We start from the raw sequence: 17004 nt of genomic DNA on the forward strand, positions 1-17004 counted from the left end.
GGCGGCCATCTTAGGCCGCTCAGACACGGGCAGCCAAGCCCAGGAACGCCTGGATCAGTCGTAGTTCCCGACGTCGTTCCAGGCAGCCGATCATGTGTTGGTTGACCAGCCCCGCCCCACTCAGGGGGCGTGCCACCACTCGCGGATCATGGGCCACCTCGGTGGACGACACCACACCGATACCCAGCTCGGCCGCCACCGCCTCGGTAACCGCCTCGCGGCTGTCCAGCTCCAGCAGCACCCGTGGTTGCACAGCGCTCTGGGCACAGGCCTTGTCGAAGGTGCGTCGCGTGGTCGAGCTTGGCTCGCGCAGCACCATGATCTGCTTATCCAACTCGGCCAGCGGCAGGTCGCCCTCAGCCTTGGCCCAGGCATGCCCCGCCGGCAGCAGCGCACACAGGCGCGACTGGCACAGGCTCTGCAGGTGCAGGCCCTTGCGCGGTTCGATTTCGGTCAGCACCGCCACATCGGCATGCTCGCCGAGCAAGGCACCCAACGTCTCCTGGGCATTGCCCAGGCGCAGGTTGACGGTGATGCCGGGGTAGCGTTCGCGCAGCAGCGCCAGCATCGGCATCACCCGGTGCGGCCCGTCGGCCGCCACTTCCAGGCGCCCGGTCAGCAACTGGCGGTTGGCTTCGAGCATGGCCTGGGCTTCCTCGGCGAGGCCGAACATGGCCCGGGTGATCGCCGCCAACCGGGTGCCCTCCTCGGTCAGCTCGACCCGCCGCGCGGTGCGGCGCAGCAAGGTGATCTGGTAGTGCTCCTCCAACGCTTTCACATGCCCGGTAACCGCCGGCTGGCTGATGAACAGGCGCTCGGCGGCGCGGGTGAAGCTGCCTTCACGGGCCACGGCATCGAAGGCGCGGAGCTGGAACAGGTTCATATCTATCGGCCTGACTTATGGCTGGCATAACAACAAACAATTTGAATGATACACCTGCGAATTGCAACCTAGGCCCCATAAGTTTCCAGCCCACCGCATGTGAGGAACCACGGAATGAGCAACGCCCCGATCCTGCTGACCCCCGGCCCACTGACCACGTCCGCCCGCACCCGCCAAGCCATGCTGGTGGACTGGGGCTCCTGGGACCGCGACTTCAACCAGCTGACCGCCAGTGTCTGCGAGCAACTGCTGGCCATTCTCGACGGCGCCGCCAGCCATCACTGCGTGCCCCTGCAAGGCAGCGGCACCTTCGCCGTGGAAGCGGCCATCGGCACCCTGGTACCGCGTGACGGCAAGGTGCTGGTGCTGATCAACGGCGCTTATGGCCAACGCCTGGCGAAGATCTGCAAGGTACTGGGCCGCCAATACAGCACCTTCGAAACCGCCGAAGACCAGCCGACCACCGCCGAAGACGTCGACCGCCTGCTGGCAGCCGACCCAAGCGTTACCCATGTGGCGCTGATCCACTGCGAGACCAGCACCGGCATCCTCAACCCGCTGCCCGAGATCGCCCAGGTGATCAAGCGCCACGGCAAGCGGCTGATCATCGACGCCATGAGCTCGTTCGGCGCGCTGCCCATCGATGCCCGGCAAATCCCCTTCGAGGCGCTGATCGCCGCCTCCGGCAAGTGCCTTGAGGGCGTACCGGGAATGGGCTTCGTCTTCGCCGAGAAAACCGCGCTGGCCGCCGCCGAGGGCAATGCCCACTCGCTGGCCATGGACCTGCACGACCAGCACCAGTACATGGCCAAGACCGGCCAATGGCGCTTCACCCCGCCAACCCACGTGGTCGCCGCGCTGCACGAAGCGCTGCAGCAATACAACGAGGAAGGTGGCCTGCCGGCGCGCCACCAACGCTACGCCAACAACTGCAAGACCCTGCTCGACGGCATGGCAAAAATCGGCCTGCGCAGCTTCCTGCCCACCGAAATCCAGGCGCCGATCATCGTCACCTTCCACGCCCCCACCGATGCCCGCTACCAGTTCAAGGACTTCTACGAGCGGGTCAAGGCCAAGGGCTTCATCCTCTACCCGGGCAAGCTGACCCAGGTCGAAACCTTCCGCGTCGGTTGCATCGGCGTGGTCGGCGCGGCCGGCATGCAGGCTGCCGTCGACGCCGTGGCCGAAGTGCTGCGGGAAATGGAAGTGCTGGACATCTGACCCTCTGCCCACCCAACTTCAGGAAACCGCGCACATGAACTACAGCAACCCCACCCAGCTGCAAGCCGCCATCCTCGACTGGGCCGGCACCGTGGTCGACTTCGGTTCCTTCGCCCCCACCCAGATCTTCGTCGAAGCCTTCGCCGAGTTCGACGTGCAGGTGTCCATCGAAGAGGCCCGCGGCCCGATGGGCATGGGCAAGTGGGACCATATCCGCACCCTGTGCGACGTGCCGGAAATCGCCGAGCGCTACGGCAAGGTGTTTGGCCGCACGCCCACCGACGATGACGTAACCGCCATCTACGAGCGTTTCATGCCCTTGCAGATCGAGAAGATTGCCGTGCACTCGGCGTTGATCCCGGGCGCTTTGGACACCCTCACCGGGCTGCGCAAGGACGGGCTGAAGATCGGCTCGTGCTCGGGCTACCCGAAAGTGGTGATGGACAAGGTAGTGGCGCTGGCCGCGCAGAACGGTTACGTGGCCGACCATGTGGTGGCCACCGACGAAACCCCGAACGGGCGCCCGTGGCCGGCCCAGGCCCTGGCCAACGTGATTGCCTTAGGGATCGATGATGTGGCCGCGTGCGTGAAGGTCGACGACACCGTGCCAGGCATTCTCGAAGGCCGCCGCGCCGGGATGTGGACGGTGGCGCTGGTGTGCTCGGGCAATGCCTTGGGCTTGACCTGGGAGGAGTACCGGGCACTGAGCGCCGAGAAACTGGAGAACGAGCGCAAGCGGATTCACGACCTGTTTGCCAGCTCGCGACCACACTACCTGATCGACACCATCAACGAGCTGCCTGAAGTGATCGCCGATATCAACCGGCGGTTGGCCAAGGGTGAGATGCCACAAAGTCTTTGAGGTGGATGCCAATCGCGGGGCAAGTCGCAGCGGCGAACCGCCGCTCCCACAGATCCCGTGGGAGCGGCGGTTCGCCGCTGCGACTTGCCCCGCGATAGCTTCATACTGCCCGGTTCAATTTCACCCACGAGGCGAACTTGTCGATGAACCCCTGCAGGAACGGCCGGGTCTTCTCGTTCAACTTGCCCGACTCATCGAACAGCGACGCCGCTCCACCGATGTACGCCTCGGGCATCTGCATGCAGGGCATGTCGAGGAACACCAGCGACTGGCGCACGGCATGGTTGGCGCCAAAGCCACCGATCGCCCCCGGCGACACACTGGCCACCGCCGTTGGTTTACCGCTCCAGGCGCTCTGCCCGTAGGGCCGCGAACCAACGTCGATGGCGTTCTTAAGCCCGCCGGGCACCGAACGGTTGTATTCAGGGGTGACGAACAACACCGCGTCACTGCGGCGGATCTCGTCACGAAAGCGCTTCCACGCCTCGGGCGGCGCTTCGGCCTCGACATCTTCGTTGTACAACGGCAGGTCGCCGATCTCGACGATCTTTAGGGCGAGGCTGGACGGCGCCAGCTCGGACAAGGCGCGGGCGACCTTGCGGTTGTAGGAATCCTTGCGCAAGCTGCCGACAACGACCGCTACCGAATAAACCTGGCTCATGGCGTTTGCATCCTCTGCGTGGGAAATGGGACGTACTAGTTATAGATGACCGTTCCTCGGGCTCCCGGTTTTTTTCCACCCGCGCAAAAACTCCCAGGCGTTTCGCTGGTCTATGCCTTCAGACATTTCCCCAACGTTTCAGAGGGTTCCACCCAAAATGGCAGCAGTAATGGTCGGCCAGTTCCACGCCCGCGACGCCGAAGGCCGTATCTACCCCGTGCACGAGTTCCAGGAGTCGACGCTCCAGGCCGACGGCAGCACCCTCGGTGCCCCCGTCACCACCTACCGCCTGGCCATCGGCGACCGCGTGAACCACCTGGGCGAGGACCGCTTCGAGCTGGCCCAGACCGGTGTCGAGATCATCCGCATTCCTTGACGCAGTCCACCGTGTACACCCCGCCCTCGTGCTGCAAGCCATGCACGTCGGCGACAAAGCCCGGGAAGCCCTGGTCGAAGGCCCGGGCGAAGGCCAGGTAGTCGAGGATCGAGCGGGTCGCCTCGGTGAAACGCTCGCCGGGCATGATCAGGGGAATGCCCGGGGGGTACGGCACCAGCATCACCGCCGACACACGCCCCAGCAGTTGCTCGATCGGCACAGCCTCCACCGCCCCCCGCACCATCTGGTCGTAGGCCCGCGCCGGGCTCATGGCCACCTCCGGCAGCTTGGTGAACAGCCGTTTGAGCTGCTTGGCCGTGGCATTGGCGCGGTAACAGCCGTGCAACTGATCGCACAAGCCACGCAGGCCCAGGCCGTTGTAGCGCTGCGGCTGCCCGGCGAGCACGCTGGGCAGGCATTGGGCCAGCGGGGTGTCGGCGTCGTAGTGGCGCTTGAACTCCAGCAGCTCGGTGAGCAGCGTGCTCCATTTGCCCTTGGTAATACCCATCGAGAACAGCACCAGGAAGCTGTACAGCCCGGTCTTCTCCACCACCAGCCCGCGCTCCCAGAGGAACTTGCCGACTACCGCCGCCGGGATGCCCTGCTCGCTCAACACACCCCCGGCGCTAAGCCCCGGCATTACCAGGGTGACCTTCAGCGGGTCGAGCAGCACGTAGTCGTCGGCCAGTTCGCCAAAGCCATGCCATTCGGCACCGGGTTGCAACAGCCAGTCTGCTGCTGCCAGGCGCTGGGTGCCCTCCGCCGCCGGCGGCTGCCAGATGCTGAACCACCAATCCTCGGCGGCGATATGTGCGCGCAGGTTGGCCAGGGCGCGGCGAAAGCTCAGCGCCTCGTCGAACATCTCCTGCAACAGCGAGCGCCCGGCCGGACCTTCCATCATGCTCGAGGCCACGTCCAGCGAGGCGAGGATGCTGTACTGCGGCGAGGTGGAGATATGCATCATGAAGGCTTCGTTGAAGCGGTCACGGTCCAACTGCCGGCTGGTGCCGTCCTGCACATGGATCATCGAGGCCTGGCTGAAGGCCGCCAGCAGCTTGTGGGTGGAGTGGGTGCTGAACAGCAACGGGCCATCGTCGCCCCTGGGCGTGCCCATGGCGTAGCGGCCATCGAAGAAGGCGTGGAACGCGGCATAGGCGAACCAGGCCTCGTCGAAATGCAGCACTTCGACACTGGCACCCAGCGCTTGCTTGATCATGCCCGCGTGGTAACACAGGCCGTCGTAGGTGGAGTTGGTGATCACCGCCAGGCGGATCCTGTCCGTACGCCCACAGGCCAGCGGGTGAGCCTGGACCTTCGCCTGGATCGACTCGGCGCTGAACTCACTGAGCGGGATCGGCCCGATGATGCCCAGCTCGTTGCGCTCCGGGCACAGGTAGATGGGGATGGCGCCGGTCATGATGATCGCGTGCACCACCGACTTGTGGCAGTTGCGGTCCACCAGCACCAGGTCGTCGCGCCCGACCATGGCGTGCCAGACGATCTTGTTGGCGGTGGAGGTGCCGTTGATCACGAAAAAGGTGTGATCGGCGCCGAAATTGCGCGCGGCGCGGGCCTCGGCCTCGGCCAGGGGGCCGGTGTGGTCGAGCAGCGAGCCCAGCTCGGGCACCGACACCGACAGATCCGAGCGCAGGGTGTTTTCGCCGAAGAACTGGTGGAAGGCCTGGCCCACCGGGCTCTTGCGGTAGGCCACGCCACCGCCGTGGCCGGGGGTGTGCCAGGAGTAGTTCGATTGCGCGGTGTGCTGCACCAGCGCCTTGAAGAAGGGGGGCAGCAAACCTTCCAGGTAGGTGTGCGCGGCCCGTGCGACCTGGCGAGCGAGAAACGGCACGGTGTCTTCGAACAGGTAGAGGATGCCGCGCAGCTGGTTGAGCTCGCTCATGGCCTCGGCGGGGGCGTTCTCCAGGGTCACCTGCTCGCCCAGGGCGAAGATCGGCAAATCGGGGGCGCGCAAGCGGGCCAGGCGGATCAGCTCGGCCATGTTCTGCAACAGGTGATTGTTTTCGCCGACGCCTTCGGCGGCGATCAGCATGCAGGCCAGGCCGTGGTGGGTGGCCGCCACCAGGCGCGCCTCGGCATGGTCGGCGGCGGCAAGGATGACGAAGCCGTCCTGGGCCAGTTCGTCGGCGATGCCGCGCACCCGCTGGCCGGCCACGCTGTCGGCCTTGATCGCCCGGTGGACGATGAGGATGGGGAACTTGAGGTCCTTGTACATCAGGCGCCTACCTCCTGAGTGCGATTTCCCTCAGGGTAGTTGAGCCTGTTGTCGACCGTGCCGGCCTCATCGCTGGCAAGTCGCGGCGGCGAACCGCAGCTCCCACCGGGACGGCGCTTACCCCTGTGGGAGCCGGCTTGCCGGCGAAAGGGCCGGCACTGCCAATAAATCAGCCCGCAGGCGTCTCGCTCAGCGCCTGCCACATCGCCGGCCCGCCCGCCGACTTGGCGACCGCGGCCAGCCGCTCGGCATGGGCTTCGAGCTCTGCTTCGCTGGCCATGATCACCCGCCCTGGTGCACGCCCGGTGATGCGGCGGATCTCGCTGCCACCACTGCCCTGCCCGTCTTCACCCTGGGCGCCGTCGCCAGCCAGCGACAGGCTGGTCTGCCCACCGGTCATCGCCAGGTAGACGTCGGCCAGCAGTTCCGAGTCGAGCAGTGCGCCGTGCAGATCACGGCCGGAGTTGTCGATGCCGTAGCGTTTGCACAGCGCATCGAGGCTGTTGCGCTGCCCTGGGTGACGCGAGCGCGCCATCATCAGGGTGTCGAGGATCGGGCAGTGCTGGGAGATGTCGGCGCGGTCGTGCTGGCCGAGCCTGGCGAATTCGTTGTTGATGAAGCCAACGTCGAACGCCGCGTTGTGGATGACCAGGGTGGCGCCCTGGATGAACTCGAAGAACTCTTCGGCCACATCGCCGAAGCGCGGCTTGCCGACCAGGAACGCGTCGGTGATGCCGTGCACACCGATGGCGCCTTCGTCACTTTCGCGGTCCGGTTGCAGGTAGACGTGGAAGTGCCGCCCGGTCAGGCGCCGGCCCATGACCTCGACGCAACCGATCTCGATGATGCGGTGGCCTTCGCCCACTGGCATACCGGTGGTTTCGGTGTCGAGGATGACGAACCGTTGGTCTTGCTGCTGCTCCACGCGGGGGGACTCCAACTGGCGGGGTTTGAATTCGGGGACGGAGTATAACGAAATCGGGGCCGCTTTGCGGCCCTTCGCGGCGCAAGGCCGCTCCTACAAGGACCGCGCAACTCCTGTAGGAGCGGCCTTGTGCCGCGAAGGGCCGCGCAGCAGCCCGCTTGGATCAACGCTTGGCGCGCAGCTCTTCAACGCCGCGGTTGGCCAACTGGTCCGCCCGCTCGTTGCCCGGGTGGCCGATATGCCCGCGCACCCACTTCCAGGTCACCTTGTGGCGGTTGACCTGTTCATCCAAGGCCATCCACAGGTCGGCGTTCTTCACCGGCTCCTTCGCGGCGGTCTTCCAGCCGCGCTTCTTCCAGTTGACCATCCATTCGTTGATGCCTTTCATCACGTACTGCGAGTCGGTGGTCAGCACCACCTCGCACTCACGCTTGAGCGCCTTGAGCCCCTCGATCGCGGCCATCAACTCCATGCGGTTGTTGGTGGTTTCACGCTCGCCGCCCCACAGTTCTTTCTCGACGCCCTTGAAAACCATCAGCACCCCCCAGCCGCCCGGGCCAGGGTTGCCCTTGCAGGCACCATCGGTGTAGATCTCGACGCTATCGCTCATGTACCACTCGTGTTCATTGCTTTTCGGAATCGGGGTGGGTGGCGCTGCGGTTGACCTTGGCCAACGGCAACGGCAGCAGCTTGCCCATGGGCTCGCGGCGCTCCTGGCGCAGGGGCCGCAGGCCGACCATGATCTTGCGCGCCACCAGCAGGTAGACGCCGCCGCCCGCTGTTTGCCAGCCGCCGGCGATGCGCTCCCAGCCCGCCAGGCGCTGCTGCCAGGCCGGTGATGCGAGCGGCGGACGATAGCACCCGAAGCGGCGCTTCTCCAGCGCGAAGCCCAGCAGGTTGAGCCAGTCGCCGACCCGCGACGGCGAAATGCAGCGCGCCTTGCGCAGGGCGCCCTGGCTGAAGAAGTGCCGCAGGCCCCAACTGCTCCAGGGGTTGATACCGACGATCAGCAGGTGCCCCCCCGGGCGCACCGCGCTGGCCGCCTCGCGCAACAGGCCATGGGGTGACAGGCTGAAATCCAGGCCATGCTGCAGCACCACCACGTCGGCGGCGTGGGTGGACAACGGCCAGGCCTGCTCCTCGCAGACGATCTCCACCCCCGGCAGCGGCGCGCCGAGACGCACGTTGCGTTGCACCTGGGGGGCGCTGGGCGGGGTGTCGGCACTGGGGCCGTAATGCACGAGATAGCCGCCGAAGAAGCGGCCAAGTTCCTGTTCGAGCAGTTGCTCTTCTTCCCTGAGCATCAATTGCCCGAGCGGCCCGTCGAACCACTCACGGGCCAGGCGAATCAGCTCGACCCACTCGGGGTCGGCCTGGGCGAAGGCTTGGTCGGTCATTGCATGCTCCCTCGAAGGTTCTCCGGCCACGCCATCGCGGCTAAGATGCCCTCATGTCCAGGCTTGGCAAATACGGATCCGCACCATGATACAGATCGATGCCCTACCCGCTTTCTCCGACAACTACATCTGGTTGTTACAGGATACTGCCAATCGCCGCTGCGCGGTGGTCGACCCCGGCGACGCCGCGCCGGTGCTCGAATGGCTCGGCGAACACCCCGACTGGACGCTGACCGACATCCTCGTCACCCACCACCACCATGACCATGTCGGCGGCGTCGAAGCGTTGAAAGCGGCCACCGGTGCCCACGTGTACGGCCCGGCCAACGAACGCATCCCCGGCCGCGACACCGCCCTGCAAGACGACGACTCGGTGAACGTGCTGGGCCTTGGGTTCCAGGTGCTGGCCCTGCCCGGCCACACCCTCGGGCACATCGCCTATTACACTGCGCAATCACCCACACCGCTACTGTTCTGTGGCGACACCCTGTTCGCCGCCGGCTGTGGCCGGCTGTTCGAGGGCACCCCCGAGCAGATGCACCATTCGCTGCAGCGCCTGGCCGCCCTGCCCGCCGCCACGCAGGTGTACTGCACCCACGAATACACCCTCAGCAACCTGCGCTTCGCCCGCGCCGTGGAACCCGACAGCGAACACGTTCGCCAACGGTTCGAGGAGGTTACTCGTTTGCGCGCCGACAATCGCATCAGCTTGCCGTCAACCATCGGCCTGGAGCGCCTGACCAACCCTTTTCTGCGCACTGCAGAAACATCCGTTAAACAAAAAGCAGACGAATGGAAGGGTCTTTCAAACCCAAGCCAAGCCACTGTTTTTGCTGCCTTGAGGTCTTGGAAAGACGTGTTTTGATAACCTCAAGATATATCGTGACACAGCCCCAAAGGTTGACCCGGCCGGGTGCGGTTCCTAGAATCGCCGAACTTTTTTGCCCGGATAACCGTCCCAGCCGATGCCTTCACGTAGCCGCAGAACCTCTCATTCGGTCGCCCTGACGCGACTGGCCCAGATCAGTGCACTGGCGCTGGCCGCCACCCTGGTCGGCTGCCAGAGCACCCGTCAGCACGACGAATCCGACAGCGTTCGGGCCAACTATCAGGCGCGCATCAAGCACAAACCTGCCCCGCTTCTGGTCAAACCCAAAGAGCAGGCCCCGCAGGATGTGTGGGAGCGCATGCGCCAGGGCTTCGCCCTGCAGGACGGCATGGACGTCAACCCGCGCATCGAGCAGCAGCGCCTGTGGTTCGCCAGCAACCCGTCGTTCCTCGAGAACGCCGGCGAGCGTGGCAGCCTCTACCTGCACTACATCGTCGAGCGCCTGGAAGAGCGCGACATGCCGCTGGAGCTGGCCCTGCTGCCGGCCATCGAGAGCGCCTACAACCCCATGGCGTACTCCCGCGCTCATGCCGCGGGTATGTGGCAGTTCATCCCCTCCACCGGCCGCCACTTCAACCTGCGCCAAACCAATTTCTATGATGGCCGCCGCGACGTCACCGCCTCGACCAATGCTGCGCTGGACTACCTGAACCGCCTGCACGACATGTTCAACGGCGACTGGCTGCTGGCCCTGGCCGCCTACAACGCGGGTGAAGGCACCGTGAGCCGCGCCATCGAGCGCAACGAGCGCCTGGGCTTGCCCACCGACTACTGGAACCTGCCGCTGCCGCAGGAAACCCGCGACTACGTGCCCAAGCTGCTGGCCCTGTCGCAGGTGGTCAACACCCCGCAAGCCTATGGCGTGAACCTCAACCCGATCGCCAACGAACCCTACTTCGAAGCCGTCGCCATCAACGACCGCCTCGACCTGTCGCGGGTCGCCGCCTTCGCCGACATCGACGAAGACGAGCTGATCCAGCTCAACCCGGCGTTCAAGAAGCGCATGACCGTGGACGGCCCCCAGCAACTGCTGGTACCGACCGCCAAGGCGCAGCTGCTGGCCGACCGCATGTCCAACCTCAAGCCCGAAGAGCTGGTCAGCCTGCAACCGAGCAAGGCCGTGTTCCAGACCGCCCTGGCCGAAGCCAAGGCGCCGGCGGCGCGCAGCTACCGGGTCAAGCGCGGCGACAACCTGGGCAGCATCGCCAAGGCCAACCGCGTGGCGGTCAAGGATATCCAGCGCTGGAACCGCCTGCGCGGCAACAGTCTCAAAGTCGGCCAGGTGCTGGCCCTGCGTGGCGGCAACGCCCCCAGCGCCGCAGCCAACCGCGTGGCCGATTCGAAGCAGCGCTCCACCCAGTACAAGGTGCGCAAAGGCGACTCGTACTACCTGGTGGCCAAACGTTTCAACGTCGAGATGAAGCACCTCAAGCGCTGGAACCCGCGCAGCGGGCATGCGCTCAAGCCCGGGCAGACCCTGACCGTCTACCTGGCGCATTGATACAACCCCCTGTAGGAGCGGCCTTGTGCCGCGAAAGGGCCGCAAAGCGGCCCCGGCGATCTTGGGCGTACTCGAGAACCAGGGGGCGCTGCGCACCCCTTTCGCGACACAAGGCCGCTCCTACAGATTTATGCGCAAGACAGTTGTTCCCACAGGTTTTGCGTTAAGCGTCAGACCTGTGGGAGCCGGCTTGCCGGCGATGGCGCGCAAGGCGCCCCCGCCTGCTCTTTTTCGAGCCTGTACAAGCTGTTACTGTACCCCGACCCAAGCCCAACGCCTTCTGGATCGGATGCCGACTTGATACGTCCCCTCCTGCTGTCTCTCAGCCTGGCCTTGAGCTTCCCCGCCGTCGCGATGGTGAGCGAAAGCCACGGATACGCGCAGTTCGGCACGCTCAAGTACCCGGCCAGCTTCACCCACTTCGACTGGGTCAACCCGCAGGCCCCCAAGGGCGGCACCTTGCGGGCCATGGCGTTCGGCACCTTCGACACGCTCAACCCCTACACCTTCAAGGGCTCCAGCCCGGTCACCACGCCCAACTTCCTGCAATACGGCATCAGCGAGCTGAACGAGCCGCTGATGGTCGGCACCGGCATGTACGACCCCTCCGGCGACGAGCCCACCTCCAGCTACGGCCTGATCGCCCGCTCGGTCGAGTACAGCGAGGACCGCAGCTGGGTGGTGTTCAACCTGCGCCCCGAAGCGCACTTCCACGATGGTGTACCGATCACCTCGGCCGACGTCGCCTTCAGCTACCGCACCCTGCTCAAGGACGGCCACCCGATCTACCGCACCAACCTGCAAGAGGTGGCGCGGGTCGACATCCTCGGCCCGCTGCGCATCCGCTTCGTGTTCAAGCGCGCCGGCAACCCGCTGCTGATCCTGCGCCTGGGCGAGATGCCGGTGCTGCCCAAACACTACTGGCAAAAGCGCGACTTCAAGGCCACCACCTTCGAGCCGCCGCTGGGCAGCGGCCCGTACCGCATCACCGAAGTGCAGCCCGGCCGGCGCCTGGTATTCGAGCGGGTGAAGGACTACTGGGGCAAGGACCTGGCGGTGAACCGCGGCAAGTACAACTTCAAGCGCGTCGAGTACGAGTTCTACCGTGACGCCACGGTGGCTTTCGAAGCGTTCAAGGCCGGCGAATTCGACATCTATATCGAGCACCAGGCCAAGAACTGGGCCAACGGCTACCACTTCCCCGCCGTGCGCCGGGGCGAGGTGATCAAAGCGCAGATCCCGCACCAGATCCCCACGCAAACCCAAGGCCTGTTCATGAACAGCCGCCGCGCCACCTTCAGCGACCCCAAGGTGCGCCAGGCGCTGGGCCTGATGCTCGACTTCGAGTGGACCAACCGCGCCCTGTTCAACGGCGCCTACCGCCGCGCCACCAGCTACTACCCCAACAGCGAGTTCGCCGCCACCGGCCTGCCCACCGGCAAGGAGTGGCTGCTGCTCAAGCCGTTCCGCGACCAGCTGCCGGAAAAACTGTTCACCGAGCCCTACCAGGTCAGCCACACCGACGGCCGCGGCATCAGCCGCCAGACCTTGCGCCAGGCTCTGGAGCTGTTCGCCCAGGCCGGCTGGAAGCTCAACGGCCAGCGCCTGGTCGACGGCAAGGGCCGGCAGCTGCGCCTGGAGCTGCTGCTGGTGAACCCCAACCTCGAACGCATCCTGCAACCTTATGTCGAAAATCTGGCCAGCATCGGCATCGACGCGCGCTTGCGCACCGTCGACCGCGCCCAGTACAAACAACGGCTCGACCAGTTCGACTTCGACATGATCCTGATGACCCTGAACCAGACCCTGAGCCCCGGCCTCGAACAGTGGCTGTACTTCCATTCCAGCCAGGCCGCCACCAAGGGCAGCAAGAACTATGCTGGCGTGAAGGACCCGGTGGTCGACCACCTGCTCGACACCCTGCTCGCCGCCCGCAGCCGCGATGATCAGATCGCCGCCGCGCGCGCCCTGGACCGCGTGCTCTCATGGCAGTACTACATGATCCCCAACTGGTACCTGGACAACCATCGCCTGGCCTACCGCAAGCGGTTGGCCTTCGTCACCACGCCGCCCTACACCCTCGGGCTGAACAGCTGGTGGATCAAGAAGACTTCGGAGAAAGACCAATGACCCCAACGTTGCGCCAGCTGGCCGGCAGCCTGTTGCTCGCCTGCCTCACGCTCCCGGCCATGGCCGCCCCGCAGCACGCCCTGACGCTGTACGACGAAGCGCCGAAATACCCGGCCGGCTTCAAGCACTTCGACTACGTCAACCCCGACGCCCCCAAGGGCGGCACCTTCCGCCAGTCCAGCTTCGGCGGCTTCGACAGCCTCAACCCCTACATCAACAAGGGCGTGCCCGCCGACAACGTCGGCATGATCTACGACACCCTGATGCGCCAGAGCCTGGACGAGCCGTTCACCGAGTACGGCCTGGTGGCCGGCAAGATCGAGAAAGCCCCTGACAACAGCTGGGTGCGCTTCTACCTGCGCCCCGAGGCCCGCTTCCACGACGGCCACCCGCTGCGCGCCGAGGACGTGGTATTCACCTTCAACACCCTGATGAGCAAGGGCGCACCGATGTTCCGCGGCTATTACGCCGACGTCGCCGAAGTGGTCGCCGAAGACCCGCTCAAGGTGCTGTTCAAGTTCAAGCACAGCAACAACCGCGAACTGCCGCTGATCCTCGGCCAGTTGCCGGTGCTGCCCAAGCACTGGTACGAAACTCGCGAGTTCGACCGCGGCAACCTGGAAATCCCCCTGGGCAGCGGCCCGTACAAGGTCGCCGAAGTGAAGGCCGGCCGCTCGATCCGCTACGAGCGGGTGAAGGACTACTGGGCCAAGGACCTGCCGATCAACCGCGGTTTCTACAACTTCGACGTGATGAGCTTCGACTCCTACCGCGACAACACCGTCGCCCTCGAAGCGCTCAAGGCCGGCCAGTTCGACTACGCCCTGGAAGTGAGTGCGAAGAACTGGGCTACCGCCTACAACGTGCCCGCCGTGCGCGACGGCCGGCTGATCAAGGAAGAGATCCCCAACGGCAACCCCACCGGCATGCAAGGCTTCATCTTCAACCTGCGCAAGCCGGTGTTCCAGGACATCCGCGTGCGCCAGGCGCTGAGCCTGCTGCTGGACTTCGAGTGGACCAACAAGCAGCTGTTCAACGGCGCCTACACCCGCACCGGCAGCTATTTCGAGAACTCCGAGATGGCCGCCAAGGGCCAGCCCTCGCCAGCAGAACTGAAAATCCTCGAACCGCTGCGCGGCAAGATCCCCGAGCAAGCCCTCAGCGAGGCCTTCCGCAACCCCGTCACCGACGGCAGCGGCATGATCCGCGAGCAGCAGCGCCAGGCCTACAAGCTGTTGCAGGACGCCGGCTGGAAGATCGTCGACGACAAGATGGTCGACAAGGACGGCAAGCCGGTGGTGATCGAGTTCCTGCTGGCGCAGACCGAGTTCGAGCGCATCCTGCTGCCGTTCAAGCGCAACCTCTCGGACCTGGGCATCGAGCTGAACATCCGCCGCGTCGACGTCTCGCAGTACATCACCCGCCTGCGCTCGCGCGACTTCGACATGATCGTCGGCGGCTACCCGCAGTCCAACTCGCCCGGTAACGAGCAGCGCGAGTTCTGGAGCAGCGCCGCCGCCGACAACCCCGGCAGCCGCAACTTCATCGGCCTGCGCGACCCGGCCATCGACCAGCTGGTGGAAGCGCTGATCAACGCCGATTCGCGCCAGAGCCTGATCGAGCACTGCCGCGCCCTGGACCGCGTGCTGCAATGGGGCTACTACGTGATCCCCAACTGGCACATCAAGACCTGGCGCGTGGCCTACTGGAACCACATCGGCCACCCACAGGTATCACCCAAGTACGACATCGGCATCGACACCTGGTGGATCAAGCCCGACGTGACGCCCGCCGTGACCGAAGCCGCCGCGCAAGCCGAGGCCAACTGACATGCTGGCCTATATCCTGCGCCGCCTGCTGCTGATCATCCCGACGCTGTTCGGCATCCTGATCATCAACTTCATCATCGTCCAGGCCGCCCCCGGTGGCCCGGTCGAGCAGATGATCGCCAAGCTCGAAGGCTTCGAGGGCGCCACCAGCCGCATCGCCGGCGGTGGCGCCGAAGTGTCGGTGGCCGGCTCCAACTACCGCGGCGCGCAAGGCCTGGACCCGGCCCTGATCGCCGAGATCGAGCGCATGTACGGCTTCGACAAGTCCGCGCCCGAGCGGCTGTGGATCATGGTCAAGAACTACGCCAGCTTCGACTTCGGCGACAGCTTCTTCCGCGACGCCAAGGTGATCGACCTGATCATCGAGAAGATGCCCGTCTCCATCTCCCTCGGGCTATGGAGCACGCTGATCATGTACCTGGTGTCAATCCCGTTGGGGATCGCCAAGGCCGTGCGCCACGGCAGCCACTTCGACGTGTGGACCAGCTCGGCGATCATCGTCGGCTACGCCATCCCCGCGTTCCTGTTCGCCATTTTGCTGATCGTGCTGTTTGCCGGCGGCAGCTACTTCGACTGGTTCCCGCTGCGCGGGCTGACCTCCAACAACTTCGACGAGCTCTCCACCACCGGCAAGGTGCTCGACTACTTCTGGCACCTGGTGCTGCCCATCACCGCCCTGGTGATCGGCAACTTCGCCACCATGACCCTGCTGACCAAGAACAGCTTCCTCGACGAGATCAACAAGCAGTACGTGGTCACCGCCAAGGCCAAGGGCCTGAGTCGCAGCCGCGTGCTGTACGGCCACGTGTTCCGCAACGCCATGCTGCTGGTGATCGCCGGTTTCCCCTCGGCGTTCATCGGCATCTTCTTCACCGGCTCCCTTTTGATCGAGGTGATCTTCAGCCTCGACGGCCTGGGCCTGATGAGTTTCGAAGCGGCGATCAACCGCGACTACCCGGTGGTGTTCGGCACCTTGTTCATCTTCACCCTGCTGGGGCTGGTGGTGAAGCTGATCGGCGACCTCACCTACACCCTGGTCGACCCCCGTATCGACTTCGCCAGCCGGGAGCACTGACATGGCCCTCTCCCCCCTCAACCGCCGGCGCTTCGAGCGCTTCAAGGCCAACCGCCGCGGCTGGTGGTCGCTGTGGATCTTCCTGGTGCTGTTCGGGCTGAGCCTGGGCGCCGAATTCATCGCCAACGACAAACCGGTGGCCGTGCGCTACGACGGGCAGTGGTACTTCCCCGCGTTCAAGCGCTACCCCGAAACGACGTTTGGCGGCGAGTTCCCGCTGGAAGCCAACTACAAGAGCCCGTACATCCGCGAGCTGCTGGCCAAGAAAGACGCCTTCGTGCTGTGGGCACCGATCCCCTACAGCTACCAGAGCATCAACTACGACCTGAAAGTGCCCGCCCCCGCACCGCCCTCGGCGGACAACCTGTTCGGCACCGACGACCAGGGCCGCGACGTGCTGGCCCGGGTGATCTACGGCTTCCGTATCTCGGTGCTGTTCGCCCTCACCCTGACCATCGCCAGCTCCATCATCGGCGTGATCGCCGGGGCCCTGCAGGGCTTCTACGGCGGCTGGGTGGACCTGGCCGGCCAGCGCTTCCTGGAGATCTGGTCGGGCCTGCCGGTGCTGTACCTGCTGATCATCCTCGCCAGCTTCGTGCAGCCCAACTTCTGGTGGTTGCTGGGCATCATGCTGCTGTTCTCGTGGATGAGCCTGGTGGACGTGGTGCGCGCGGAGTTCCTGCGCGGGCGCAACCTCGAATACGTGCGCGCCGCCCGCGCCCTGGGCATGCGCAACGGGCCGATCATGTTCCGCCACATCCTGCCCAACGCCATGATCTCGACCATGACCTTCATGCCGTTCATCCTCACCGGCGCCATCGGCACCCTCACCGCCCTGGACTTCCTCGGCTTCGGCCTGCCCGCCGGCTCCCCGTCGCTGGGCGAGCTGGTGGCCCAGGGCAAGTCCAACCTGCAAGCCCCGTGGCTGGGCATCAGCGCCTTCGCCGTACTGGCGGTGATGCTCAGCCTGCTGGTATTTATCGGCGAATCCGCCCGCGACGCCTTCGACCCGAGGAAATGAC

15 protein-coding genes are annotated in these 17004 nt (G+C 65.3%); 9 read left to right on the top strand and 6 right to left on the bottom strand.

Annotation, left to right across the window (positions count from 1 at the left end):
• Positions 1-19 precede the first annotated feature (19 nt).
• Positions 20-883 (bottom strand): LysR substrate-binding domain-containing protein, encoded by an 864-nt coding sequence (locus IX761_RS17705; RefSeq protein WP_194790865.1) that lies wholly within the window; start codon positions 881-883, stop codon positions 20-22.
• Between the two features lie 114 nt (positions 884-997).
• On the opposite strand from IX761_RS17705, the gene IX761_RS17710 reads away from it, so the two are divergent.
• Both IX761_RS17710 and phnX read left to right on the top strand, forming a co-directional pair.
• Positions 998-2104: a 2-aminoethylphosphonate--pyruvate transaminase gene (locus IX761_RS17710; RefSeq protein ID WP_194790866.1), complete on the top strand. Its 1107-nt coding sequence runs from the start codon at positions 998-1000 to the stop codon at positions 2102-2104.
• Positions 2105-2138: 34 nt separating this feature from the next.
• The gene (gene phnX, locus IX761_RS17715; RefSeq protein WP_194790867.1) at positions 2139-2966 is read left to right on the top strand and encodes a phosphonoacetaldehyde hydrolase; all 828 of its coding nucleotides are present in this window, start codon (positions 2139-2141) and stop codon (positions 2964-2966) included.
• Between the two features lie 100 nt (positions 2967-3066).
• On the opposite strand, the gene IX761_RS17720 is transcribed toward phnX, so the two are convergent.
• Entirely contained in the window at positions 3067-3627 is a 561-nt protein-coding gene (locus IX761_RS17720) for an NADPH-dependent FMN reductase (RefSeq protein WP_194790868.1), read from the bottom strand.
• Positions 3628-3784: 157 nt separating this feature from the next.
• Here IX761_RS17720 and IX761_RS17725 point away from each other — a divergent pair, with 157 nt between their 5' ends.
• On the top strand, positions 3785-4003 hold the full coding sequence (locus IX761_RS17725; protein ID WP_011534675.1) for a hypothetical protein: 219 nt from the start codon (positions 3785-3787) through the stop codon (positions 4001-4003).
• Here IX761_RS17725 and IX761_RS17730 read toward each other — a convergent pair.
• From IX761_RS17730 to IX761_RS17745, 4 genes are all read right to left on the bottom strand, one after another.
• Positions 3987-6236 carry an Orn/Lys/Arg decarboxylase N-terminal domain-containing protein gene (locus IX761_RS17730; protein ID WP_194790869.1) on the bottom strand — a complete coding sequence of 750 codons (2250 nt, stop codon included), beginning with the start codon at positions 6234-6236 and terminating at the stop codon, positions 3987-3989. The genes IX761_RS17725 and IX761_RS17730 overlap by 17 nt on opposite strands.
• A gap of 169 nt (positions 6237-6405) precedes the next feature.
• Positions 6406-7161, bottom strand: coding sequence for a DNA polymerase III subunit epsilon (gene dnaQ, locus IX761_RS17735; protein ID WP_194790870.1), 756 nt, complete (start codon positions 7159-7161; stop codon positions 6406-6408).
• Between the two features lie 163 nt (positions 7162-7324).
• Complete coding sequence (rnhA, locus tag IX761_RS17740; protein ID WP_194790871.1) at positions 7325-7771, bottom strand: ribonuclease HI; 447 nt, start codon at positions 7769-7771, stop codon at positions 7325-7327.
• A 13-nt stretch (positions 7772-7784) separates the two neighbouring features.
• Entirely contained in the window at positions 7785-8558 is a 774-nt protein-coding gene (locus IX761_RS17745; protein ID WP_194790872.1) for a class I SAM-dependent methyltransferase, read from the bottom strand.
• 85 nt (positions 8559-8643) lie between these two features.
• Here IX761_RS17745 and gloB point away from each other — a divergent pair, with 85 nt between their 5' ends.
• The 6 genes from gloB (at position 8644) to IX761_RS17775 (ending at position 17003) form a co-directional block, all read left to right on the top strand.
• Entirely contained in the window at positions 8644-9423 is a 780-nt protein-coding gene (gloB, locus tag IX761_RS17750) for a hydroxyacylglutathione hydrolase (RefSeq protein WP_194790873.1), read from the top strand.
• Between the two features lie 100 nt (positions 9424-9523).
• A complete protein-coding gene (locus IX761_RS17755) occupies positions 9524-10948 on the top strand; it encodes a lytic transglycosylase domain-containing protein (protein ID WP_194790874.1) in 1425 nt (474 codons plus the stop codon).
• 297 nt (positions 10949-11245) lie between these two features.
• A complete protein-coding gene (locus IX761_RS17760; RefSeq protein WP_228533677.1) occupies positions 11246-13078 on the top strand; it encodes an extracellular solute-binding protein in 1833 nt (610 codons plus the stop codon).
• The gene (locus IX761_RS17765; protein ID WP_194790875.1) at positions 13075-14907 is read left to right on the top strand and encodes an extracellular solute-binding protein; all 1833 of its coding nucleotides are present in this window, start codon (positions 13075-13077) and stop codon (positions 14905-14907) included. The genes IX761_RS17760 and IX761_RS17765 overlap by 4 nt, the downstream gene beginning before the upstream one ends.
• A 1-nt stretch (position 14908) precedes the next feature.
• Positions 14909-15982: a microcin C ABC transporter permease YejB gene (locus IX761_RS17770; RefSeq protein WP_194790876.1), complete on the top strand. Its 1074-nt coding sequence runs from the start codon at positions 14909-14911 to the stop codon at positions 15980-15982.
• Position 15983: 1 nt separating this feature from the next.
• Positions 15984-17003 (top strand): ABC transporter permease, encoded by a 1020-nt coding sequence (locus IX761_RS17775; protein ID WP_194790877.1) that lies wholly within the window; start codon positions 15984-15986, stop codon positions 17001-17003.
• Position 17004 lies beyond the last annotated feature (1 nt).

The sequence above is a fragment of the Pseudomonas sp. UFMG81 genome (genome assembly GCF_015354575.1).
Taxonomy (GTDB): domain Bacteria; phylum Pseudomonadota; class Gammaproteobacteria; order Pseudomonadales; family Pseudomonadaceae; genus Aquipseudomonas.

What these genes read in the sequence shown, in the direction of transcription:
- IX761_RS17705 (WP_194790865.1), bottom strand. Translation starts at nt 883, where the DNA reads ATGAACCTGTTCCAGCTCCGCGCCTTCGATGCCGTGGCCCGTGAAGGC.
- IX761_RS17710 (WP_194790866.1), top strand. Translation starts at nt 998, where the DNA reads ATGAGCAACGCCCCGATCCTGCTGACCCCCGGCCCACTGACCACGTCC.
- phnX (WP_194790867.1), top strand. Translation starts at nt 2,139, where the DNA reads ATGAACTACAGCAACCCCACCCAGCTGCAAGCCGCCATCCTCGACTGG.
- IX761_RS17720 (WP_194790868.1), bottom strand. Translation starts at nt 3,627, where the DNA reads ATGAGCCAGGTTTATTCGGTAGCGGTCGTTGTCGGCAGCTTGCGCAAG.
- IX761_RS17725 (WP_011534675.1), top strand. Translation starts at nt 3,785, where the DNA reads ATGGCAGCAGTAATGGTCGGCCAGTTCCACGCCCGCGACGCCGAAGGC.
- IX761_RS17730 (WP_194790869.1), bottom strand. Translation starts at nt 6,236, where the DNA reads ATGTACAAGGACCTCAAGTTCCCCATCCTCATCGTCCACCGGGCGATC.
- rnhA (WP_194790871.1), bottom strand. Translation starts at nt 7,771, where the DNA reads ATGAGCGATAGCGTCGAGATCTACACCGATGGTGCCTGCAAGGGCAAC.
- IX761_RS17745 (WP_194790872.1), bottom strand. Translation starts at nt 8,558, where the DNA reads ATGACCGACCAAGCCTTCGCCCAGGCCGACCCCGAGTGGGTCGAGCTG.
- gloB (WP_194790873.1), top strand. Translation starts at nt 8,644, where the DNA reads ATGATACAGATCGATGCCCTACCCGCTTTCTCCGACAACTACATCTGG.
- IX761_RS17755 (WP_194790874.1), top strand. Translation starts at nt 9,524, where the DNA reads ATGCCTTCACGTAGCCGCAGAACCTCTCATTCGGTCGCCCTGACGCGA.
- IX761_RS17765 (WP_194790875.1), top strand. Translation starts at nt 13,075, where the DNA reads ATGACCCCAACGTTGCGCCAGCTGGCCGGCAGCCTGTTGCTCGCCTGC.
- IX761_RS17770 (WP_194790876.1), top strand. Translation starts at nt 14,909, where the DNA reads ATGCTGGCCTATATCCTGCGCCGCCTGCTGCTGATCATCCCGACGCTG.
- IX761_RS17775 (WP_194790877.1), top strand. Translation starts at nt 15,984, where the DNA reads ATGGCCCTCTCCCCCCTCAACCGCCGGCGCTTCGAGCGCTTCAAGGCC.